This is a genomic window from Bacillus sp. AP8 (assembly GCF_000321185.1).
Lineage (GTDB): Bacteria > Bacillota > Bacilli > Bacillales > DSM-1321 > Bacillus_AD > Bacillus_AD massilioanorexius.
The window spans coordinates 1-21,814 of the sequence record NZ_CAPG01000012.1; the positions used below are offsets into that span (position 1 = coordinate 1).

The window sequence follows — 21,814 nt, forward strand, 5'->3', positions numbered from 1 at the left end:
GAAAGGGAGTCTTTTTTATTTCTAGTAGATGTGTACTTCGATATTTTTTATATATGAAATTTGTAAGCGTTTTCTTTGAACTTTTTGTGAATGAGTAATATACTCAAAGTAGCACCAAATATAAATACATGAAAAGGGGATATTGGGAATGTTGACCATTCAAAATGAGGAAGCATTGGATAAAGTATTAGCAGAATACAGTAAGGAAGAATGTGCTCATTTTCTGAAATTTCTTAAGAAACAGCAATATTATATGTTACCATATCAGCTTAAAGAATTTGAACTTGGTACTGTTCAACACCGTATATGGCATAAGCTCAATTATCAAGTACATTAATAGATTAACCTTAATATAGATCATAAAAGAGGTACTCAGAAAGGCAGTATTGACTGTCTTTCTGGGTACCTTTTCCATTTGTGGGTGAATTTACTATTGTTTTTTATTTAAATTTGGACAAATGAGAAAAAAACTTCGTAACAAAATCCAAAAAGACTTGTTCAGATGGTGCAAGTTCTCTGTTTGTGGGTGTAATTATGCCAACAGTTCTTGAGATGACAGGCTGTGTAATCGGTTTTTTTACAGTGAAGCGCGGTATTGAATCATATAGTGAACTTTCTGGAAGAAATGTTACACCAATACCTGCTGCTACTAAACCTTTTAGTGCATCCATATCTTCACCTTCTGAAGTAATATTTGGTATAAAACCAGCGGATTTACAGGCGTCAACCGCTACTTTATGAAGAATATAGCCTTCTGGAAAAAGTACAAAGTTTTCATTACGAAAATCAGTAAGATGAAGCTCAGTTCTATTTGCAAATGGGTGGTTAGCGGGTAATAGAGCATGTATATTTTCGCTGAAAAGAACGTTCGGATTAATGGACTCATCCTTTGGTGGGAGAGGTCCAAGAAAGGCTAGATTTAATTCTCGATTTTTTACGGAGTCGATTAGAAATTTGTATGAACCTTGTCGTAGATGAAAAGAAATTTCCGGGTATTGCTTTTTGAAGGCAGAGATGACAGTTGGTAATACGTTACTGGCTAGACTTGTTGGGAAACCGATTTTAATGATTCCTTTTCCAGGATTTAGATATTCTTCAACCTGCTTAGTTGCAAAGTCAATCGCTTTTAGTGCGATAATGCTATGTTCTAGAAATATTTTACCGACTGGTGTAAGTTTTACGTTACGACCAATCCGTTCAAAAAGAGGCGTTCCTAATTCAGTTTCAAGGTTGGCTATTTGTCTACTAATGGCAGACTGAGCCACATGAAGATGTTCAGCTGCTTTAGAAATATGCTCTCGTTCTGCTACTTCTACAAAGTACTGTAATTGTCGTAATTCCAACATTTTCACCTCATTCATCTCAAAAATAGATTAATTCTATCCAAACTATATATTGTTAATAATATTGCGACAACTTTAAAATGTAAATACGCAATTGTTAGAACTGGAGGGAATGTATATGAATTTTCATCAATATCCAAAAGAACAGGGTCTTTATTCACCTGAATTTGAAAAAGATGCATGCGGGATTGGTATGTATGTCAATTTTAAAGGACGACCATCACATGATATTGTTAAAAATGGACTAGAAATGTTATGTCGCTTGGAACATCGTGCTGGACGTGGAGCAGATGGGAAAACAGGCGATGGTGCGGGTATCATGGTACAAATCCCAGATGCATTTTTTAAATCAAAATGTAAAGAGTTGGCTTTACCGAAAAAGGGCGATTATGGAGTAGGTCAATTGTTCTTTACAGATTGTGAAGAAGAACGTATGGCCATTGAAGCAAAAATCAATGAATTAATTGAAATGGAAGGTCAGGCACTCATTGGCTGGCGATGGGTTCCCACTAATAAAGAAGGTCTTAGTGACATTTCTAAGTCTTCGGCACCAGTTGTACGTCAGGTATTTATTAGAAATCACACAGGAGATTCAATGGCATTTGAACGAAAATTATATGTGATTCGAAAGCAAGTAGAACATTGGGCAAACAAGCAAGGATATGAATTCTATTGTCCAAGCTTTTCAAGTCAAACTATGGTATTTAAAGGTTTATTAGCACCAGAAGAAGTGAGTACTTTCTATTGTGATCTTCAAGATGATAGCTTTGTATCGGCATTTTCGCTTGTACATTCTCGTTATTCTACGAATACTTTTCCATCATGGAAACGTGCTCATCCAAATCGTTATATCATTCATAACGGAGAGATTAATACATTAAGAGGAAATATTAACTGGATGCGTGCTCGTGAGCAACAGTTTGTATCGGAAGCGTTCGGGGAAGATTTACAGAAAATTCTGTCTATTATAGATACAACAGGTTCAGATTCTTCAATGCTTGACAATGCTTTTGAATTTTTTGTGTTAGCAGGACGTACTCCTGCCCATGCGGCCATGATGCTTATTCCTGAGCCGTGGACAGAGAATCCTCATATTGATAAAGACCGTAAGGCGTTCTATCAATATCATGCAAGTTTAATGGAGCCATGGGATGGTCCAACGGCAATTTGCTTTACAGACGGTAAGCAAATTGGTTCTATATTAGATCGAAACGGTTTACGCCCTGGTCGCCTATATGTAACAAAAGACGACCATGTTATCTTTTTTTCTGAAACAGGTGTTATTGACGTGCCAGATGAGGAAGTTGTACTTAAGGATTATTTAAGCCCTGGTAGTATGCTATTAATCGATTTAGAGAAGGGTAAGATGATTTCAGATGAGGAATTGAAAGCCGAAATGGTAGCAAAAGAACCTTATCAGCATTGGATCGATGAGCAAATGGTACGATTAGAAGTCGAAAAAGAAGAGGCGCTTAATCTTAATGATTTGACTCTTCGTCAAAAAATGTATGGATATACATTCGAGGATGTTCAGAAATATATTGTTCCGTTAGCGAATGAAGGAAAAGATCCTTTAAGTTCAATGGGAAATGATACTCCGCTAGCTGTGCTATCTGATCGCCCACAATCATTATTTAATTATTTCAAGCAGTTATTCGCACAAGTAACGAATCCACCAATTGATGCGATTCGTGAACATGTAGTGACGTCTACAATGACGTTATTAGGTAAGGAAGGAAATCTTCTTCATCCCAATGCAGGAAATGCTCGCCGTATCTTTTTAGATACCCCTATATTGACAAATAGTGAGTATAGCCAATTGTTGGAATGTCAAGAACACGACTTCCAATCTACCATTATTTCACTTGAATTCAAGGATACTTTAGATGTTGAATTAGTTCGAATTCGACAACAAGCTGTTCAAGCGATTGAAGAAGGAAAAAGTTTAATCATGCTATGTGATCAAGTTAAAGATGCTAGTGTTCCAACTATACCTATTCTTCTTGCGGCAAGTAGCTTACATCAATATTTAGTACGAGAGGGCTTGCGTACGAAGGTAAGTATTATAGTTAATAGTGCAGAAGCACGTGAAGTTCATCATTTTGCTGCACTTATTAGTTTTGGTGTAGATGCCATAAATCCATATTTGGTATATGCAACTATTCAAGAAGCTATCGAAAAAGACAACTTGAAGGTAGATTATCCAATAGCGATGAAGAAGTTCCGTAAGGGAGTATCTGATGGTGTTGTTAAAGTTATGTCGAAAATGGGGATTTCTACGGTTCAATCATATAGAGGTGCTCAAGTTTTTGAAGCAGTGGGAATTGGTAAAGAAGTGATTGAAGAGCACTTTACAGGTACTACTACTCAAATCGATGGTATAGATCTTGAAACAATCGGTGAAGAAGCGAAAAGACGTCATGAATCTGCTATGAAATGTATGTTAGCTGAACTTGATTCGGGCTCCGACTTTCAATGGCGTTCAAATGGTGAACATCATGCCTTCAATCCAAAAACGATTCACACGTTGCAGTGGGCAACTCGAAAGAATGATTACGAGTTATACAGAAAATATGCAGAAATGGCTAATGAAGAGCGTATTGGATTTTTACGTAACTTATTCGACTTTAAAAAAGCGGATCGAAAAATTCCATTAGAAGAAGTGGAATCCGTAGAATCAATCATTAGACGCTTTAAATCAGGTGCAATGTCATATGGTTCCCTTTCTAAACAAGCGCATGAAACATTGGCTATCGCTATGAACCGTCTAGGCGCTCGCTCGAATTGTGGAGAAGGTGGAGAAGACCCAGCACGTTATGTATTAGATGAAAATGGAGATAATCGTCGAAGTGCTATCAAACAGATTGCTTCTGGTCGTTTCGGTGTTAAATCGCACTACTTGGTAAATGCAGATGAGCTACAGATTAAAATGGCTCAAGGTGCAAAACCAGGTGAAGGGGGACAATTGCCAGGGAACAAGGTGTATCCTTGGATTGCAGAAGTTCGTGGTTCAACTCCAGGTGTTGGATTAATTTCTCCACCGCCTCATCATGATATTTATTCCATTGAGGACATGGCGGAATTAATTCATGATTTGAAGAATGCTAATCGACGTGCACGTATTTCAGTCAAACTAGTATCCAAATCAGGAGTAGGAACAATTGCAGCAGGTGTCGCAAAAGGTGCAGCTGATGTAATTGTCATTTCTGGATATGATGGTGGTACAGGTGCTTCACCAAGGACATCTATTAAACATACAGGTCTTCCGTGGGAGCTTGGTCTAGCGGAAGCACATCAAACGTTGATGTTAAATGGTCTTCGTGATCGCGTTATTTTAGAAACAGATGGTAAATTGATGACAGGTAAAGATGTTGTGATGGCAGCTCTGTTAGGTGCTGAGGAATTTGGTTTTGCAACAGCGCCACTAATTGTTTTAGGATGTGTCATGATGCGTGCTTGTCATATGGATACTTGTCCAGTTGGGGTTGCAACTCAAAATCCAGAGTTACAAGCTAAGTTTATGGGGAATGCGGATCATGTTGTCAATTATATGCGATTTGTAGCCAGTGAAATGCGTGAATACATGTCACTTCTTGGTTTTCGTACGGTAGAGGAAATGGTAGGGCGAACAGATTTATTAGAAGTGTCAGATAGGACGAAGCAACATTGGAAAGCGAGTCAGTTAGATTTATCAACACTTCTTTATCAAGTTCAAGGGAATCGTACAAAACAACGTGAGCAAGATCATGGTATTGAGCAAAGTTTTGATATGCTGCATTTATTACCGATGTTAGAAGATGCGATTGTGGAGAAACGGAAAGTAAACGTAGAATTTCCTATTAAGAATACAAATCGTGTTATGGGAACGATTATTGGGAGTGAAATTTCACGCCAATATGGTGAAAAAGGTTTACCAGAAAATACGATTAACCTAAAGTTCTATGGTCATGCAGGACAAAGTTTTGGTGCCTTTATTCCACGTGGTGTGACAATGTTAGTCGAAGGTGATGTAAATGATTATTTCGGTAAAGGTTTATCAGGAGGAAAAGTTATTGCTAAGTCACCGATTAATGGTGAGTATGAGAAAAATGTGATAGCTGGTAACGTATGTTTATATGGAGCAACGAGTGGCTATGCATTTATAAATGGACGTGCAGGACACCGCTTTGCTGTTAGAAATTCAGGGGCTAACATTGTAGTAGAAGGAATCGGAAATCATGGTTGTGAATATATGACTGGAGGACGGATTGTTGTTTTAGGTGATGTTGGTCAAAACTTCGGTGCAGGTATGTCAGGTGGGATTGCATATGTCTTACCAACCAATAAAGCAGCATTTAAAGCGCAATGTAATATGGAAATGATTGAATTTGCTAAGTTAGAAGACAAAGAAGAACGTAATGTTGTTCGTCATTTAATTATGCAGCATTATGAACAAACCAATAGTTCTCAAGCACGTGAAGTTTTAGAAAATTGGGAGCAAATGGTTTCGAGATTTGTAAGGGTTGTACCAAGTGATTATAAAAAAATGGTTGATAAAATTCATTTTCATAAGTTACAAGGCTTAAAGGATGAAAACGCAGAAATGAAAGCATTCGTGGAAACAACTGCTAGTAAGAAAGTTGCAACATCATAAAATAGAGGAGGGATTCTAGATGGGGAAACCTACTGGATTTATGGAATATAAACGTGAAAAGGTAAAAGAGCAGCCAACGCTAGAGCGAATCTCCAGCTGGAAAGAGTACGCCTCTAGGCTGTCTGATGAACAATTGCAAATACAAGGGGCTCGCTGCATGAGCTGTGGGACCCCTTTCTGCCATATGGGTGTTGAAATCCAAGGAAGAGCGGCGGGTTGTCCAATCAATAATGTGATTCCTGAGTGGAATGATTTAGTATATAAAGGACAATGGAAGGAGGCGCTAGATCGACTGCATATGACCAATAATTTTCCTGAGTTTACAGGTCGAGTTTGTCCTGCTCCTTGTGAAGGTTCTTGTACGTTAGCTATAACAGATCCTGCTGTTGCTATCAAATCAATCGAACGGACTATTATCGACAAAGGCTTTGAAAACGGTTGGGTTGTACCAAGGATTCCACGATATCGTACGGGGAAAACGGTAGCTATTATCGGTTCGGGTCCAGCAGGCTTGGCGGCGGCTGATCAATTAAATCAGTTGGGACATAAAGTCACGGTTTATGAACGTGCTGATCGTCCTGGAGGCTTACTTATGTATGGCATTCCGAATATGAAGCTTGAAAAAGAAGTAATAGAGCGTCGTGTAAACCTATTGATAGATGAGGGTATTGATTTCAGATGTGGAGTAGATGTAGGGGTGGATGTCTCAACTGAATCATTACACTCACTGTATGACGCGGTAATACTATGTATTGGTGCTCCGAAGCAGCGTCTACTTAATATGGAAGGTTCTGATGCTAAAGGCGTTCATTTAGCTATGGATTATTTAAAGGATGTAACAAAGAGTCTTCTAGATTCTAAATTTGAAGATAAAAGAGCACTAAATGTGGAAGGCAAAGATGTCATCGTAATTGGTGGAGGTGATACAGGGGCAGACTGTGTGGCTACTGCTATTCGCCAGAATTGCAAATCAGTTTATCAATTTGGTAAGCATCCTGAATTACCAAATAACCGTACGGAAGAAAATCAATGGCCGAAAGATCCGAATGTTTATACGCTAGACTACTCATACGCTGAAGTGAATGATGCAAAGGGATACGATCCTCGAGAATATTGTATTCAGACGAAAAAAATCAGTAAAGATGAAAACGGACATGTAATGGAACTCCATACAATCCAAATGGAGAAAGTACTTGGGGAGGATGGAAATTACTATTTTAATGAATTACCTGGAACTGAACGTGTATGGCCAGCTCAGTATGTATTTGTAGCAATCGGCTTTGAGGGTATTGAAAAGACACTACCAGAGCGTTTTGGAGTAGAGGTAGAGAATAATCGTATTTCTACTACGATTAAAAACTTTGAAACTAATGTACCTGGGGTTTTTGCAGCAGGAGATGCACGTCGCGGGCAAAGCTTAGTTGTATGGGCAATCAAAGAAGGTCGTGGAGTAGCGGCTAGTGTTAACCAATATTTGTTAGAAGCAAAAGTAGCCTTGTAAAGAAAAAAATATAAGAATGAGAAAGCTAAATAATGCGTTTCTCTTTCAATAATCATATCCTCTATATTGTAGTGACACAATACAATATAAAGGATATTTTTATTTTATATAGAAGATTTGTATTTTTATTCATTCAAAGTTTAGATAATCTTCTATATATCCACAAGAAAATACTCTTCCATATAGTATAATAAATCCTAACAATGCATAGAAGGAGAGTCCGATTGTGTCTGACAATATTCAATTACTGAAAGATCAAATAGATAACAATGTATTATTAACAATTCATTGTGGAATTATCATAGAAAAAGAAGATAAAATTTTGCTGCAACGAAAAGCAGGAGAAACGAATTGGCATATTCCTGGTGGAACGATGATATTAGGAGAAAAATATCAAGAGACAGCTGTTAGAGGTGTACTTGAAGAGACAGCTTTAACTGTTGAAAACATGCAGTTATTCGGTATCCATTCCGGTAGAGAATGCTTTGTTACTTACAAAAATGGAAAGAAGGGCTTTAATCTTCAAGTCATATTTTATGCTACAGAGTATACTGGTAAGGTAAAAATAAAAGATTCACATAATCGGGAACATCGATTCTTCAAAAAGAATAATTTGCCTAAGAACCTAAATCCAGTGCAAAAAGGATTTATTATGGATTGGAAAAATAACGAGCAAATTCCAATTGTTAATTAGTATTTACCCGATAAGCATGGTGAAATTGAGCAATGAAATTTGTAGAAATATCTAAAAAGTGAGGGTTACTCACTTTTTAGATAGCTCCCTCAAAACTATTTACATCTAATTTATTATATAACTGATAATAAAACCCTTTCTGGTCGATTAGAGTGTGGTGAGAACCTTGCTCGATTATCTCTCCATCCTTTATAACAAGAATGTTATCTGCGTTTTCAATCGTTTTTAGACGATGGGCAATGACAAAACTTGTTCGTCCTTGCATTAAATTATGCAATCCTTTTTGAATTTGGACTTCTGTTCGAGTATCAACATTTGAAGTAGCTTCATCTAAAATAAGAAGATCGGCATCTTCAAGAATTGCTCTTGCAATTGCTATAAGTTGTCGTTGTCCTTGGCTTAAATTCGTTCCTCCAGACAGGATTAAAGTATCGTATTGGTTTGGTAAATATTTTATAAAAGAATGGGCATGGGCAATCTTCGCAGCTTCTATAACTTCTTTATCGCTAGCATCTAAACGACCGTAACGAATATTTTCCATTATGCTTCCCGAAAATAAATACGTATCTTGTAAAACTACCCCTACCTTTTCTCTTATAGTATTCAACTGAAAATCTTGTATATTTACACCGTCAAGGGAAATTTTTCCTGAATCCACATCGTAAAAGCGTGTTAATAAATTGATGATGGTTGTCTTACCTGAACCTGTTGGGCCAACTAATGCAATCGTTTGTCCAGCCTTTGCTGTAAACGAAATGTTCTTTAAGATAGCTGTATTTTTTTTATATGAAAAATAGACATTTTCAAACTCCACATCACCAATGATATGTTCTTTTTCTATTCCTTTTTTACAATCGATAGATTCTGGTTGTTCATCCATTATTTCAAAAACACGCTCTGCTCCAGCTATAGCCGATTGGAAGGTATTCAATAAATTAGACATTTGATTGATGGGGCGGAAAAATTGTCGAGTATATGTTACGAATGCAGCAATTATACCTACACTCACATGACCGCCTACTGCCATAATGGCACCTGTTCCGATTACAAGACCCAACCCTAGATTGTTCATGAAGTTATTTAGTGGGCCAAGAAATCCTGATGTAACTTCTGCTTTTAGAGCGGAAGTTCTTAATCTCTCATTCAAAGTATTAAAGTGCATGGTAGTTGCTTGTTCCTTACCAAATAAAGTGATAACTTCTGAACCTGCAATAGATTCTTCAATAAAGCCATTTAATTGACCGAGATTTTTTTGCCTTTCAGAATAGTTCACGCTACTCCGTTTAATTATTTGTTTTGTAGTCCATACAATCAACGGAATGATGATAAGTGTCACAATCGCTAGCATCCAATTTAATGCAAACATAGCAATTGTTACGCCAATAATAGTCAGAATAGAAGAGACAATTTGAACAATGCTTTGACTTAAAGCCATATTCAAGTTGTCTATATCATTTGTTACACGGCTCATTAAATCACCTTGTGAACGCTGATCAAAAAAACGAAGAGATAATGTTTGTAGCTTTTTAAACAAATCTAAACGAAGCGTTTGGATTGTTTTTAAAGAAACATGAATCATCACATACGTTTGAAACCATGAAAATAGGGATGTTCCTACATATACAGATGCTAACAATACTAGCATATAGAATGTGCCATCGATATCTTTTGGAATAATATAATCATCAATAATTATTCCAATTAAAAATGGTCCTATAAGAGTTAAAAGTGTGGAAAGAATGACTAAACCAACTGCTATGATGAGACCATTACGCTGTCTTCGTACATATTCCCATATTCGAATTAATGTAGCTTTCTGATTTGTAGCTTTTACTACAGGACCTTGAAAACGATGACCACGTTCGAATCCAGTTGGAGTTGGTCTGTTAGATTTTACTTGTTGATTCATCCAGTTGTCGCTCCTTTCCAACTTGAGTAGAATAGATTTCTTGATAAATGTTGTTATCCTTTAGTAATTGTTGGTGAGTACCTTTTCCTACAAGCTCGCCATCCTCCATTACTAATATTTGATTCGCATGTTTAATAGAAGAGATTTTTGAAGCAACAACGAAAGTTGTACAATCCTTATATTGCTCTCTAATCGCTTTTTGAATAGTATTTTCAGAAAGCGTATCAACTGCAGAAGTTGAATCATCCAATATTAAAATAGCAGGCCTTCTAATAAACGCTCTTGCAATGGATAGTCTTTGTTTTTGTCCACCTGATAAGTTCGTTGCTCCTTGTGAAAGCTCGTGTTGATATCCATCTTCAAATACTGAAACGAATTCACTTGCGCACGAAGAAGATAGTGCTGTATTCATTTCTTCGTCAGTCGCATCTTGTCTACCATACTTTACATTTTCTTCAATACTACCTGAAAATAATGTAGCTTTTTGAGGTGTAAAACCAATAGCATTTCGAAGAGTTTGAAGATCATAGTTCTTTATAGAAATTCCATCAATTTCAATATCACCTTTATCACAATCAAACAAGCGGGGTATGAGCTTCACTAATGTTGATTTACCACTTCCAGTAGTACCGATTACACCAATTGTTTCACCAGGTTGTGCACAAAAAGATATATTCTTTAATATATATTCTCCATTTTTACTATAACTGAAGCTTACATTGTTAAAACTAACCTTTCCTTTAATAACGGTAGGTGTATATGCATGTTTATTATTTTGAATATCTGTTTCTGTTTGAAGAACCTGTTGAATACGATTAGCTGATGGAAAAGCTCTCGCAATTTGAACTAACACATTGCTACTGGATATTAATCCATTCATAATGATTGTTAAATAGTTAATAAAGGCTAGAATAACACCTACTTGTAGCGTATCATTACTAACTTTAATAACTCCCATCCATAAGCCAGCGACAATCCCCATGTTTATGATAAACATAGTAAGAGGCATTAAAATCCCAACCATTTGATCGCCACGAATATTTTTCTGGGTAAGATGACTATTTACATTAGTAAATTCTTTAATATGATGATCTTTTCGATTAAACGCTTTGATAACACGAATACCTGCCAAATTTTCTTGTAGTTTCGTATTTACAGAATCAATTGCTTCTTGTACTTTTTGAAATAGAGTTCCTGATACTTTTGTAAAGAAATACATACAAATCATTAAAATTGGAACGACAACCAATAGTACAGGGAACAATTGTCTCGCTGTAAGAAAGACAATGACAACACTTCCGATAAATAAGAGAGGTCCTCGAACAAATATTTTTAAAGTCATCATTAATGCTCTTTGTAACGTTTCAACATCATTGGTCATAATGGTAATTAATTTACCTGTACCGAACGTATCTTTATTACGGCTTGAAAAATGAGTTATGGTATTGAACAAATCCTTTCTTATGTCGGATGCAAAATGAACAGCTGCCCTCGAACTATAAATCGAACAGCCTACTCCTCCAATCAAGCCAATAATAGCACTTAAAATCATTAATAATCCCATTGTAATGACATAAGTGTGGTTTTGATTAGCTATTCCCGTATCAATGATATGTTGCATGATGGTAGGTTGGATTAAATCCATTGTGACCTCAACTACCATTAAAAGAGGACCTATGATTGCTAAATATGTATAAGGTTTTAAATATTTTAATAAATGTTTAGCTGCTTGCATTATTATTCACCTGGTTATTCTCAAAAAATAGTTTACTCATGTAGTTTATTCCAACGTACAAGTTTTTCTTTGGCATCAGCAAGTATATTCATTAATTCGTGTGCATCTTGTAGATTAGAAGCTACATATTTCTCAGCTATTCTCATTTCATTTTCCCAGCTAGATAATTGCTCTTGAATTTGTTGACATTCTTTTGTTTGCTTCCAAATAATTCGATTTCTCCAATGACTCCAAAATTCTTCTCCATCTTTTCCACACTCAAGTAGAAATTGCTTGCCATGTTGATTTAGACGATATTCTTTTTTATCGTTATTCTCTTGTATATCTACGAAACCTTTTTCGTGTAGCTCTTGAAGAGCAGGATAAATAGTTCCTGCACTTGGCACGTAGTATCCATCTGATTTTTCCTCGAGCTTTTTAATCATTTGATAACCGTGCATTTGCTCTTCGTTAAGCAGATGGAGAATCGCGATTTGAATTTTCCCTTTTCTTCTTCCTTTAGAGCCGTTATGCTTTCGATTTAATCTCATGTTAGCTCCTCCTTCTATTACGATTTTGTTTTAAAGATATATCTATAAATATTAATCGATATATATCGTATCATATCATAAAAATGAAATGGAAGCCTAATTTGAAGTTTTATATAAAAGGTTGTTTTCTAATAGATTGTTGTTTTTAAATATGTTCAGTGAATAAAATGAGTGTAAAAAGGTCGATTAGAGCGTGAGGGGAGGAACTCCTATGGGAGCAGCAGAATAGGTGAGTTCCTCCAAGTACTATAGTAGAGGAGGCTTAGCGTTTACCTCGAGGAAAGCGAGCAGCTGGAGCAGAATTCAACTCAGTCTATATTATTACTTGTTCATAGGCGACAAAGTATGTGAAAACCGCCAAAATAAAAAGACTGTTTCTATGACAGTCTTAAAAAAGCTTAGATGTTGTTGCTTACGTATACATAATAGTAGATATGTAAAATTAGATAATCTAAAACGTAGAGACGTCTAGTTAAGGATAAAACATCATTTTTAGACAGCCTCTGTTCTTTTAAAAGGTTTAGTTAAGGGTCTGGATTAGTTATTTTATAGATTCGATTTAATAATGTTTCGGCTTGATTTAATGGAATCGTAATTTAATATTTCAATTAACTGTTTTGCCATATAGTTAGGTGAATATTTGAAATCCATTTTTACCCATTCGACGATTAATCCAAAAAGGGCATAGGCATGATAGCTAGATAATAAAACGGGATCAATATTCTTATTCTGATCATTTACTATTTCTAAATCATGTTGTGCGACTTCTTTTAATACATCACATATCTTATTTTGAAATCCAGGTAAAGCATTGGAGTTTATAATGGTCGTGTAAAAATTAGAATAAGCTTCCACATGTTTGAAAATTTTAATCGTCGAACTTGTAAGCTCTCTTATAAAAAATTTAGAAGTATGTAAATAGGGTTCTCTAAAAGAATGAATCAAATCTTCTATCACTTCATCAATAATTTCATTTAGAAGCTCTTCTTTCGTTTGGTAATGTTTATAGAATGTGCCACGGTTTAAATCAGCGTGATTTATTAAATCTGTTATTGTAATTTTGTTAAAATCTTTTTTCTTCATAAGTGATAACAATGCGTCTTTTAAGGATTTTTTTGATTTAGTAACTTTTCGATTATTATTTTTCATAAACAAAACCTCACTCAAATGTTTATTATCGTATTCTAGTTGAACAGATTTTGAAGAAATCCTTATTTATCAACATTTTACGATTAATCTGTATATTGATACATAAATTATAGAGTATTAAACTAGAAGTATACAAATGGGATTTGTATTACGTACATGGATAAATGAATATTCAAACAAAGGGGAGTACGACTATGAAATTGGATGGGAAAGTTGCAGTAGTAACAGGGGCAGCATCAGGTATGGGAAAAGCTATTGCAGAATTATATGCAAAAGAAGGAGCAAAAGTAATAGTAGCTGATCTTAATTTAGAAGGGGCAGAACAAGTAGTAGAAGGTATCAAAAATGATGGTGGAGAAGCTAAGGCAGTACGAGTGAATGTTGCAAAATTAGAAGACGTTGAAAACATGATTGATACAGCGGTAAGTGAGTATGGAACATTGGATATTTTAGTGAATAACGCAGGCATCATGGATGGCTTTGAGCCTGTTGGTGATATTACAGACGAAAAATGGGATTTGATTTTTGATATAAATACAAAAGGTGTCATGAGAGCAACGCGAAAAGCGATACCAATCTTTTTAGAAAAAGGAAAAGGTGTTATCGTGAATACAGCTTCTACAGGAGGATTAAACGGTGCTCATGCAGGAGCGGCTTATGGAGCATCCAAACATGCAGTTGTTGGTCTTACAAAGAATACTGGCTATATGTATGCTAATAAAGGTATACGCTGTAATGCAATTGCGCCTGGTGGTGTTGAAACAAATATCGCTGCTTCAATGACAAATATTAATCAATTTGGTGCAAGTAGAACCCAAGCAGTACAAGCTGTAATGCCGCGAACAGGTAAGGCAGAAGAAATCGCAGCCGTTGCCTTATTTTTGGCTTCTGATGATTCAAGTTTTGTAAATGGAACAGTTATTACAGCTGATGCTGGCTGGACAGCAGCATTTTAAATAGAATAGTAATCTAAGATATGAATAGATTTAAGGTAAATAAAGAAACCATTTTGAGCAGGTTTGTTCATAATGGTTTCTTTTGTTTTCCTTAATTCCTTTTCTTTCTCAGATAGAGATTCTCTAGTCAATATCGAATCGCTTAACAACTCTTTGTGTTGTTCAGTGTAGAAAACCATTGGCTCTAGATCATAAGCCAATCCATCCAGAAGGTTAATAATCAATCTTTTATCTAGCTCGTCTTATGTTGGTTGACGATGGAAAGGCATTCTATGCATTTCGAATTCCTTTATCCCGCCTTTAGAACATGGGGCTTGAGAACATTCGAGTATCCCTAAAAGATTTATTGGTTCGACTAAGGTTCAGATTCATCTGAGTAAAGTATTACTGTATCTTAGTCGAAGGGATCAGTCAATACGGAGCTGAATGTGCGCTAGCGCTTCTTATTACTGCGTTTTTTTCATAAACAATGAAAGCACTATGTTTATTATTGCTAATACTAAGCTAATTTTAAACACATATGATGAACCTGTAGCAGCAGCAGCTGATACATCATTTGCGAAACTAGATACGTAACTAGTTTGTTTGGCAGAGAAAAGTGAAACCATGACAGCAATACCTATAGCTCCAGATACTTGCTGAGAGGTTTGCGTAATTGCAATCCCGTCTGGATAATATTGTCTTGGCAATGCATTTAATGTATTTGTTTGAACTGAGGCAAGCACCATGCCGATACCTAGCATCATGATAATATGTGTGGCAGCCATTATCCATAACGCTGTTTCTGTGCCGTACATGGCATATAATCCGTACCCAATCACGACGAGAACCGTTCCAGGTGTAATGACAGCGCGTGGGCCATATTTGTCAAATAGTCTCCCGATTGTTGGAGCAAGAATACAGTTTAATAAACTACCTGGAAGCATGATTAAACCTGTTACAAATGCTGAAATGGTTAGAGCCATTTGCATGTACATTGGTAATACAACAAGCATAGATAACATATTCAAGAATGTAATCATATTCATGACAAGTCCTAATACGAACATAGGGTATTTGAATGCTTTTAAGTTTAACATTGGATGTTCCATCTTGGTTTGACGGATTGCGAATATAAGTAAGGCGATGAGTCCAACAATGATAGCTACTAAAACCGTAGTATTTGTCCAACCCAAATCTCCACCAACACTTACACCATATACAACACCACCGAAACCAATCGTTGATAACACAACTGATAGAATATCAATGGATACTTTTCGAACTTCATTAACATTTGGAATGAAAATGTAGCCAAAGATTAGAGAGAATAATAAGAATGGAATTGTAAACCAGAAAATCCAATGCCATGATAATGTATCTAAAATCATTCCTGCTAATGTAGGTCCGAACGCTGGTCCTGCTAAAATAACTAATCCCATTACACCCATTGCCGTACCACGTCTTTTTGGTGGGAAAATGGTGAAAATAACATTTTGCGTTAATGGTAAAACGATTGCTAGTCCAGCTGCTTGAATGACACGTGCTGTTAATAACAAGCTAAACACTGGTGCTAACGCAGCAAGCACTGTTCCGATAATGGACAAAAATAAAGACGCCATGAACATTTGGCGTGTAGTAAACTTTTGCATTAAAATGCCTGTTACGGGTACTAAAATCCCTAGTGTTAAAAAGTAGCCTGTAGCTAGCCACTGAATAGTTGTTGCATCCACATTAAAAATGTGGCTAAGTTCTCCTAATGCTATATTTAAAGCTGTTTCACTAAACAGCCCGACAAAGCCGGCTACCAGTAGGGCAGCCATTATGGGTCCTGTTTTGATTTCTTTATTCACTTGTTAAAACTCCTTCAATAATTGTGGTAATACGTTTAAGATCATTCTCAAGGGTTCTGTTGCTTGTTTTAAGTGAAGCAACATTTTCCCTTCAATAGAAGCCGCCATTATTAATGAAATATAGAGAACGCAAATTTTTGTGATAAACATCTGCTAATCGTTTACACTGGTTAATTCACTGAATTTTCAGATGCGAATTTCCGCATCGATTCTATCATGAATTGTGATAGATACCCATTCATTATCTAAGCTATTCTTCCGTTTCTTAATTGATATTTACTTTCAAATTATGACTTTTGTTACTACTACTGGTGACAGATACTTTTCAAAAATTGATTAAATCCGTTATAATCGTTTGATTTTAAGAATAAAAGCAAGCTCTTGCTATTTCTGCTTTTCCATTGGAGAAACAATGATAAGTAAACTTTCGAAATATTATTTTTCGTACTGTCCTTCACATATTTCTTTTTTTATTGGAAAAGTCTTGTCGCGATGTCGATTATCAGCGATTTTGTATCCATTTCGTTAGTACACCCCCACGATACCAACGGGTCTGTGTTTCACTATAGCAAAAAAAATCATCATGATGTAAGTGTTTTTTTTCACTATATAGCGAGATTTCACATTATAGACATATTATATCCATATAATAACAGTTTAGGAGAGGAGTCTTATAATTAATCAGTATTAAAAAGTGATTTGTAATGTAAGGACAATATCAGGAAGTAGAATTACTTTTCAGCAGTTTTAGTAAGCACCTATATTCATCTAGATATCGTGAAAAGAAGGTATCATTTTTTTTTGACAGATAAGAAAAGAAAACAGGCGTAGAGAAATGAACTTCTACTACGCCTGTTTCAATTGGAGTTAAAGTGTTTTTCATGATACTTGAGATATAAGTAGTATAAGAAAGTATAATTGTTTACTTCTTCTCATTCCACAGCTTTTGAATAATATAATAAGATTGTTTCAACCTTTCTTGATAGAGTGGTTTGTCCCACTTTTTCCAAGTGTAACCGTTCATGGCTGAAAGTTGGTTGTTATTTATTGCAGGGAAAGAGTCTTTAATGATTCCATTTTCATTTTCAAATAAGACACCTATATTTAATTGATCGATGATGGTTGTAGTTTCAAACCCATTTTTGTAAAGGTCGCCAATAAATTCTTTTTGACTTGGGTCCTTTGCTTGAATTAATAACCATGGAATCCGTATTTCTATAATTCCATCATTTGTATTAATAAAGTAATCGGCTAATGAATCGTAATCTTTAGATTTTGGATTACCGTTTCCTTGTCTAAGCTTACCAGTTTCAGTTGTTTTAAAATCATATGTGATGTTTGCTTCAGGATTATAATATTCTTTATCTAAAGCATAAAGTATGGATGTGAATATTCCACTATTTTTTATAGGTAGATTTTCTGATGCAACATCGTTTTTCTTATATTGATAGAAGAACATATCATAGTATGAATCGACTAAAATATGTGATTTGTTTTCGTTTAAATCGATTAGAAAATCTACCCCGTTTGAGAAGCGTATATTCTTATTATTAGAAATAAAGTGATTTCCTTGATTTGGAACTGTATCTAATAATAGTTTAGGAATGCCGTTAGAATTCGAGTCGTAATCAATACGGATATATAAATATCTTTCATCGTGATCAACGTATAAACGTTTAAGATCTCCTTGACTTTTTTCATAAAGTGGCGCTATAGACCATTCACTAACATCTCCATCAACTTGAATTTTGAGACGATCAAAGCTTAATAAACCAAATTGTTGCTCATTTGTTTGCGCATTTGACCAATATGGTCTTCGATTAGGATTATCGTAATCCATCGTGTTCCAAGTACGTTTAAACCATTCGTCCTGCCATGTGAAAATGAGAGCCCCCATCATTTTTTCAGCGACAATGTCTTCATATAGCTCACTAATGAGCTCACCTTGCTCTTGTTCAGTCATAAAACCTTGGTTCTTTCCAAACTTATTTATATGAGTTAGGCCACGGGAGCTAGGTATACCAAATTCTGCAACCAATATTGGGAGACGATGGACGCTTTTTAATGCATTTAAATAACCCGCATAGCTATTATGTTCTCCGCGATGATCGACGTAGTTTTGATACTTCTGATCGTAGTGCATGAAATCAGGATAATATGGATAAATATGATACGATGCAAATTGACCTGCTAAATCCATGTCGTTTTTCGTATAAATAACATTAGGATTAACACTAACGATATCTTCACCATCTGTTGCATCTGATGGATGCTCTAAAATATCTGTAGTTGGCCAGTTGGTAAAGCTCATCGGTCTGATAGAATGATACGTTTTCATTTCGTATTGTGCTAGAATGTCCATTTGCATAGCAAGCCAGTGTTCAAATGGCTGTGCATTTTTTGTTTCAAAAAAGTTTCCTTTATACTCTCCAATATCTTTATGAATTTTATTTGTATTTTCAACCATGAAAGGATACCATTCAATCCCTAATATCCATCCAATGACATATTCGGATATATCTGACTTGTACACACCTGAGGCATGTCCAGCTTTTTCTTTCACAATTTTATTTCCATGAATAACATCAGAAATCATTTTCATCTCATTCTGGAATTCCTTCATGTTTTCTTCGTCAAACGCATCTAAAGATTCTTCTAATAATTCTTCATTGATCCACACGCCATGCAGTACATATATTTTTTCTTCATGACTGTCATTATACTTTTTCAAAGCATTATAAAAGCCAGGAGGATGAAGGGTATAAACGCGAATAGTGTTGGCATTCATTTTACCAATCTGCTTAAACCAACGGTAATATTCCACTTCTGTGATTGCTGCTTCTCCTGGAAATGAGCCGGGCTTAGCCATTCCTAAATTGACACCTTTCACTGATAATGGCGTCCATTTACCATCCTTTAACACTTCAAATGTATTTTCATTAATACGGGCAGGAAGCTGAAGGTCTTTAGAATATACATCACTTTTTTTCATTTCTGTCTGTTCGAATTCCTGCAATATAGATTCCATAATAGGAACGTAAGTTTTCCAATAAAATGCTTGCTCTGAATAACTATGAGCAATTTTATAAATGCTTTGTAATCCTTTCATTTTGTAAAAGAAAGGTACATCAGAAGTGTCATTAAAATCTCCAGCAAAATAATAACTAGTGGAAGGAGCCTTTTCATTTTTTAGAATGGCTGCAAATTGGAGTGGGATTTGATGTTGTTTCAACAGTTTTTTCCCTTCAGCTGTTAAATTCCATTGATAGTTTGCAAGCACCTCGGTTCCTTCTTTTGGAGTCACGATATCAAACCAGTATTGATAATCGGGACTTTCACTAAGGGTAAATTGTTTTCTCCCTTCTTTCGTAAAAGAAAGGCGGATTCCATTTTTTTGAATATGCGGTTCATTCTCTAAAACGACTACCTCATAGTCGAAATCATTTACTAACACAAAGCCTCCACCATCATAGTTCCAATTATCACCGAATTTATCTAGGATCCATTGTGGAATTTCTTCATTTTTTTCAGGATTTAATTCTTCAAAATATCTACCAGTCAGCCACTCCATTCAAGTCCTAAATATTGTGTTACACGTTCCCTTACAGCTTGACTTGTCGGTGATGCAAATGTATTGAATTCAGCAATGAGTAAACTTTTTTTATTTTGATTTAAACGGCTTTCAATCGCTTCCCATTCTTCCATTTCTAACCCACCATATATTTTGTCAGAACGAGAGCCTTCTCTTTGCTTATGGCTTATCCTAGGTATGTCTTTTGAATACACACCGTAAGTATCAGCTATGTACATCACATCATATTTATCATAATTAGTCGGTAAAGCACGTACTTTATAATTTTTTGATTTCTCATTTGGTACGAAGCCAAAATAATCATTTTTAGCATTAAATGGGACTCCGTCATTATTCGTATATTTTAAATGTTTTAATAGCCATGTTAGTCCTAAATGCTCCCGAAAGCTTTCATTTGTTACCGTTTTATCAATGATGGCAATTGACAATTTTTTCTCCTCTTGAACTTGCCATAGAATAAATGGAATGACTAAGATAGAAATCAAAACTAAACATAGCGTATAGATTTTCTTCATTGAGACGCTCCTTCCTTAGATAGTCCTGTTCGTTTTAAGCTTCCCCAATCTTTCCTACCAAGAAGAAAGCGTATAAAACCTTCACATCTAAATAGGAGAGTAAATGGTTTATACCAAAAAATTTCAGTTAGTGATATGAGAAGAAGTTTCGTCAAATCTGCTATTTTAGGATAAACACTCAAAGACCATGCCTCTAATAGAATTGAAGCTATTGAGAAAATGGATCCATATATGATAAATAACAAAATGAGTAGAAAGGCAAATTCATAGTATATATCACCAAGAAAAAAGGCGATGATTATATAAATATAACCGATTAATTCTGCTAATGGGCCTAAGCATTCTACTAACCAAAAATAAGGGAAGGAGATTAAACCAATCGTTCCATACTTTGGATTGAGAGTCATTTTTTTATGCAACCAAAGGCTTTCTATTAGCCCTTGATGCCATCTTCTTCGTTGTTTTCTCAAGTCTGATAAACTATGGGGCGTTTCAGTCCAACATATAGGATCTGCAACAAATTCGATTCTTTTTTTTAATTTCTTTTCTTTTATATAACGATGTAAATGGACAATAAGCTCCATGTCTTCACCAATCATATTTTTAGCATATCCGCCTACTTCAATGACGTATTTTTTTGAAAAAACACTGAATGCTCCAGAAATGATTAACACTAAATTATATTTACTTAAAGCAATACGACCCATTAAAAAGGCACGTAAATACTCGACAATTTGCATTAAAATAAGGCTGTTTTTGGATAAGCCATTACTAAAAATCGATCCTAATTGAACATCAAGTCCATTAGCAATTCGAACATTCCCTCCAGCAGCGATTACATCTCCATCAGACATAATAATAGGTCTCATTACTCGTAATAATGAATTCCCATCTAATATCGAATCTCCATCAATAGAACAAAAATAAGGATTTTTAGATAGATTGATACCTGCATTTAACGCATCTGCTTTTCCTCCATTTTCTTTATCAATAAGAAATAGATGGGGATGAATAGTTGATTGGAAGATTTGCTTAATGGGTTCAGTTTTTATCTGTACTCTTACAGCTTTATAAATCGGTCTCATTTTAAAATACTTGATAACTTTTTCCTTTGTTGTATCTGTTGAGCCATCATTTACAACAATTAGTTCCGTTTGTGGATATCGGAGGCTTAATAATGAATGGAGACTATCGATAATTCCTGCTTCTTCATTGAAAGCAGGAACAATAATAGAAACGGGTTTTGCAAACATGGAATCAATGTATTCATCATCTCGTTCAGATATATCGAGTTTTCGAAATTTTCGTAGTTGGGTAAATGCAATAATTAGCATTACACTATAAGTTAAAATAACATAAGCCATGTAGAAAAATATGATCCATCCTAACACTAGCATTATGGTTTCGAATATGTTATCCATTTCA

14 protein-coding genes are annotated in these 21,814 nt (G+C 35.4%); 5 read left to right on the top strand and 9 right to left on the bottom strand.

Features of this window, described 5'->3' with window-relative positions:
• The first annotated feature begins 148 nt into the window (after nt 1–148).
• Nucleotides 149–337 carry a hypothetical protein gene (locus tag BN349_RS02085; RefSeq protein ID WP_019240615.1) on the top strand — a complete coding sequence of 63 codons (189 nt, stop codon included), beginning with the start codon at nt 149–151 and terminating at the stop codon, nt 335–337.
• Nucleotides 338–440: 103 nt separating this feature from the next.
• Here BN349_RS02085 and BN349_RS02090 read toward each other — a convergent pair whose 3' ends face one another.
• Nucleotides 441–1,343 (bottom strand): LysR family transcriptional regulator, encoded by a 903-nt coding sequence (locus BN349_RS02090; protein ID WP_026089123.1) that lies wholly within the window; start codon nt 1,341–1,343, stop codon nt 441–443.
• 118 nt (nt 1,344–1,461) lie between these two features.
• On the opposite strand from BN349_RS02090, the gene gltB reads away from it, so the two are divergent.
• From gltB to BN349_RS02105, 3 genes are all read left to right on the top strand, one after another.
• Nucleotides 1,462–5,976, top strand: coding sequence for a glutamate synthase large subunit (gltB, locus tag BN349_RS02095; RefSeq protein ID WP_019240617.1), 4,515 nt, complete (start codon nt 1,462–1,464; stop codon nt 5,974–5,976).
• 19 nt (nt 5,977–5,995) lie between these two features.
• A complete protein-coding gene (locus BN349_RS02100; RefSeq protein ID WP_019240618.1) occupies nt 5,996–7,477 on the top strand; it encodes a glutamate synthase subunit beta in 1,482 nt (493 codons plus the stop codon).
• Nucleotides 7,478–7,703: 226 nt separating this feature from the next.
• The gene (locus BN349_RS02105) at nt 7,704–8,171 is read left to right on the top strand and encodes an NUDIX domain-containing protein (RefSeq protein WP_019240619.1); all 468 of its coding nucleotides are present in this window, start codon (nt 7,704–7,706) and stop codon (nt 8,169–8,171) included.
• 76 nt (nt 8,172–8,247) lie between these two features.
• Here the strand turns inward: BN349_RS02105 and BN349_RS02110 are convergent, their stop codons facing one another.
• From BN349_RS02110 to BN349_RS02125, 4 genes are all read right to left on the bottom strand, one after another.
• The gene (locus BN349_RS02110; RefSeq protein ID WP_019240620.1) at nt 8,248–10,080 is read right to left on the bottom strand and encodes an ABC transporter ATP-binding protein; all 1,833 of its coding nucleotides are present in this window, start codon (nt 10,078–10,080) and stop codon (nt 8,248–8,250) included.
• Nucleotides 10,058–11,815, bottom strand: coding sequence for an ABC transporter ATP-binding protein (locus BN349_RS02115; protein ID WP_019240621.1), 1,758 nt, complete (start codon nt 11,813–11,815; stop codon nt 10,058–10,060). The genes BN349_RS02110 and BN349_RS02115 overlap by 23 nt, the downstream gene beginning before the upstream one ends.
• 32 nt (nt 11,816–11,847) lie before the next feature.
• A complete protein-coding gene (locus BN349_RS24675) occupies nt 11,848–12,345 on the bottom strand; it encodes a PadR family transcriptional regulator (protein WP_019240622.1) in 498 nt (165 codons plus the stop codon).
• A gap of 546 nt (nt 12,346–12,891) precedes the next feature.
• Complete coding sequence (locus BN349_RS02125) at nt 12,892–13,494, bottom strand: TetR/AcrR family transcriptional regulator (RefSeq protein WP_019240623.1); 603 nt, start codon at nt 13,492–13,494, stop codon at nt 12,892–12,894.
• 194 nt (nt 13,495–13,688) lie between these two features.
• Here BN349_RS02125 and BN349_RS02130 point away from each other — a divergent pair, with 194 nt between their 5' ends.
• The gene (locus BN349_RS02130) at nt 13,689–14,450 is read left to right on the top strand and encodes an SDR family oxidoreductase (RefSeq protein ID WP_019240624.1); all 762 of its coding nucleotides are present in this window, start codon (nt 13,689–13,691) and stop codon (nt 14,448–14,450) included.
• A gap of 446 nt (nt 14,451–14,896) precedes the next feature.
• Here the strand turns inward: BN349_RS02130 and BN349_RS02140 are convergent, their stop codons facing one another.
• The 4 genes from BN349_RS02140 to BN349_RS02150 form a co-directional block, all read right to left on the bottom strand.
• A complete protein-coding gene (locus BN349_RS02140) occupies nt 14,897–16,282 on the bottom strand; it encodes a DHA2 family efflux MFS transporter permease subunit (RefSeq protein WP_019240626.1) in 1,386 nt (461 codons plus the stop codon).
• Nucleotides 16,283–17,204: 922 nt separating this feature from the next.
• On the bottom strand, nt 17,205–19,853 hold the full coding sequence (locus BN349_RS23075) for a hypothetical protein (protein ID WP_232423500.1): 2,649 nt from the start codon (nt 19,851–19,853) through the stop codon (nt 17,205–17,207).
• The gene (locus BN349_RS26215; protein ID WP_232423501.1) at nt 19,841–20,389 is read right to left on the bottom strand and encodes a hypothetical protein; all 549 of its coding nucleotides are present in this window, start codon (nt 20,387–20,389) and stop codon (nt 19,841–19,843) included. Before BN349_RS26215 ends, BN349_RS23075 begins: the two co-directional genes overlap by 13 nt.
• The gene (locus BN349_RS02150; protein WP_019240627.1) at nt 20,386–21,810 is read right to left on the bottom strand and encodes a glycosyltransferase family 2 protein; all 1,425 of its coding nucleotides are present in this window, start codon (nt 21,808–21,810) and stop codon (nt 20,386–20,388) included. The genes BN349_RS26215 and BN349_RS02150 overlap by 4 nt, the downstream gene beginning before the upstream one ends.
• Nucleotides 21,811–21,814: the final 4 nt, after the last annotated feature.

Coding starts and splice junctions, on each gene's coding strand:
- BN349_RS02085 (WP_019240615.1), top strand. CDS start 149: ATGTTGACCATTCAAAATGAGGAAGCATTGGATAAAGTATTAGCAGAA.
- gltB (WP_019240617.1), top strand. CDS start 1,462: ATGAATTTTCATCAATATCCAAAAGAACAGGGTCTTTATTCACCTGAA.
- BN349_RS02100 (WP_019240618.1), top strand. CDS start 5,996: ATGGGGAAACCTACTGGATTTATGGAATATAAACGTGAAAAGGTAAAA.
- BN349_RS02110 (WP_019240620.1), bottom strand. CDS start 10,080: ATGAATCAACAAGTAAAATCTAACAGACCAACTCCAACTGGATTCGAA.
- BN349_RS02115 (WP_019240621.1), bottom strand. CDS start 11,815: ATGCAAGCAGCTAAACATTTATTAAAATATTTAAAACCTTATACATAT.
- BN349_RS24675 (WP_019240622.1), bottom strand. CDS start 12,345: ATGAGATTAAATCGAAAGCATAACGGCTCTAAAGGAAGAAGAAAAGGG.
- BN349_RS02125 (WP_019240623.1), bottom strand. CDS start 13,494: ATGAAAAATAATAATCGAAAAGTTACTAAATCAAAAAAATCCTTAAAA.
- BN349_RS02130 (WP_019240624.1), top strand. CDS start 13,689: ATGAAATTGGATGGGAAAGTTGCAGTAGTAACAGGGGCAGCATCAGGT.
- BN349_RS23075 (WP_232423500.1), bottom strand. CDS start 19,853: ATGGAGTGGCTGACTGGTAGATATTTTGAAGAATTAAATCCTGAAAAA.
- BN349_RS26215 (WP_232423501.1), bottom strand. CDS start 20,389: ATGAAGAAAATCTATACGCTATGTTTAGTTTTGATTTCTATCTTAGTC.
- BN349_RS02150 (WP_019240627.1), bottom strand. CDS start 21,810: ATGGATAACATATTCGAAACCATAATGCTAGTGTTAGGATGGATCATA.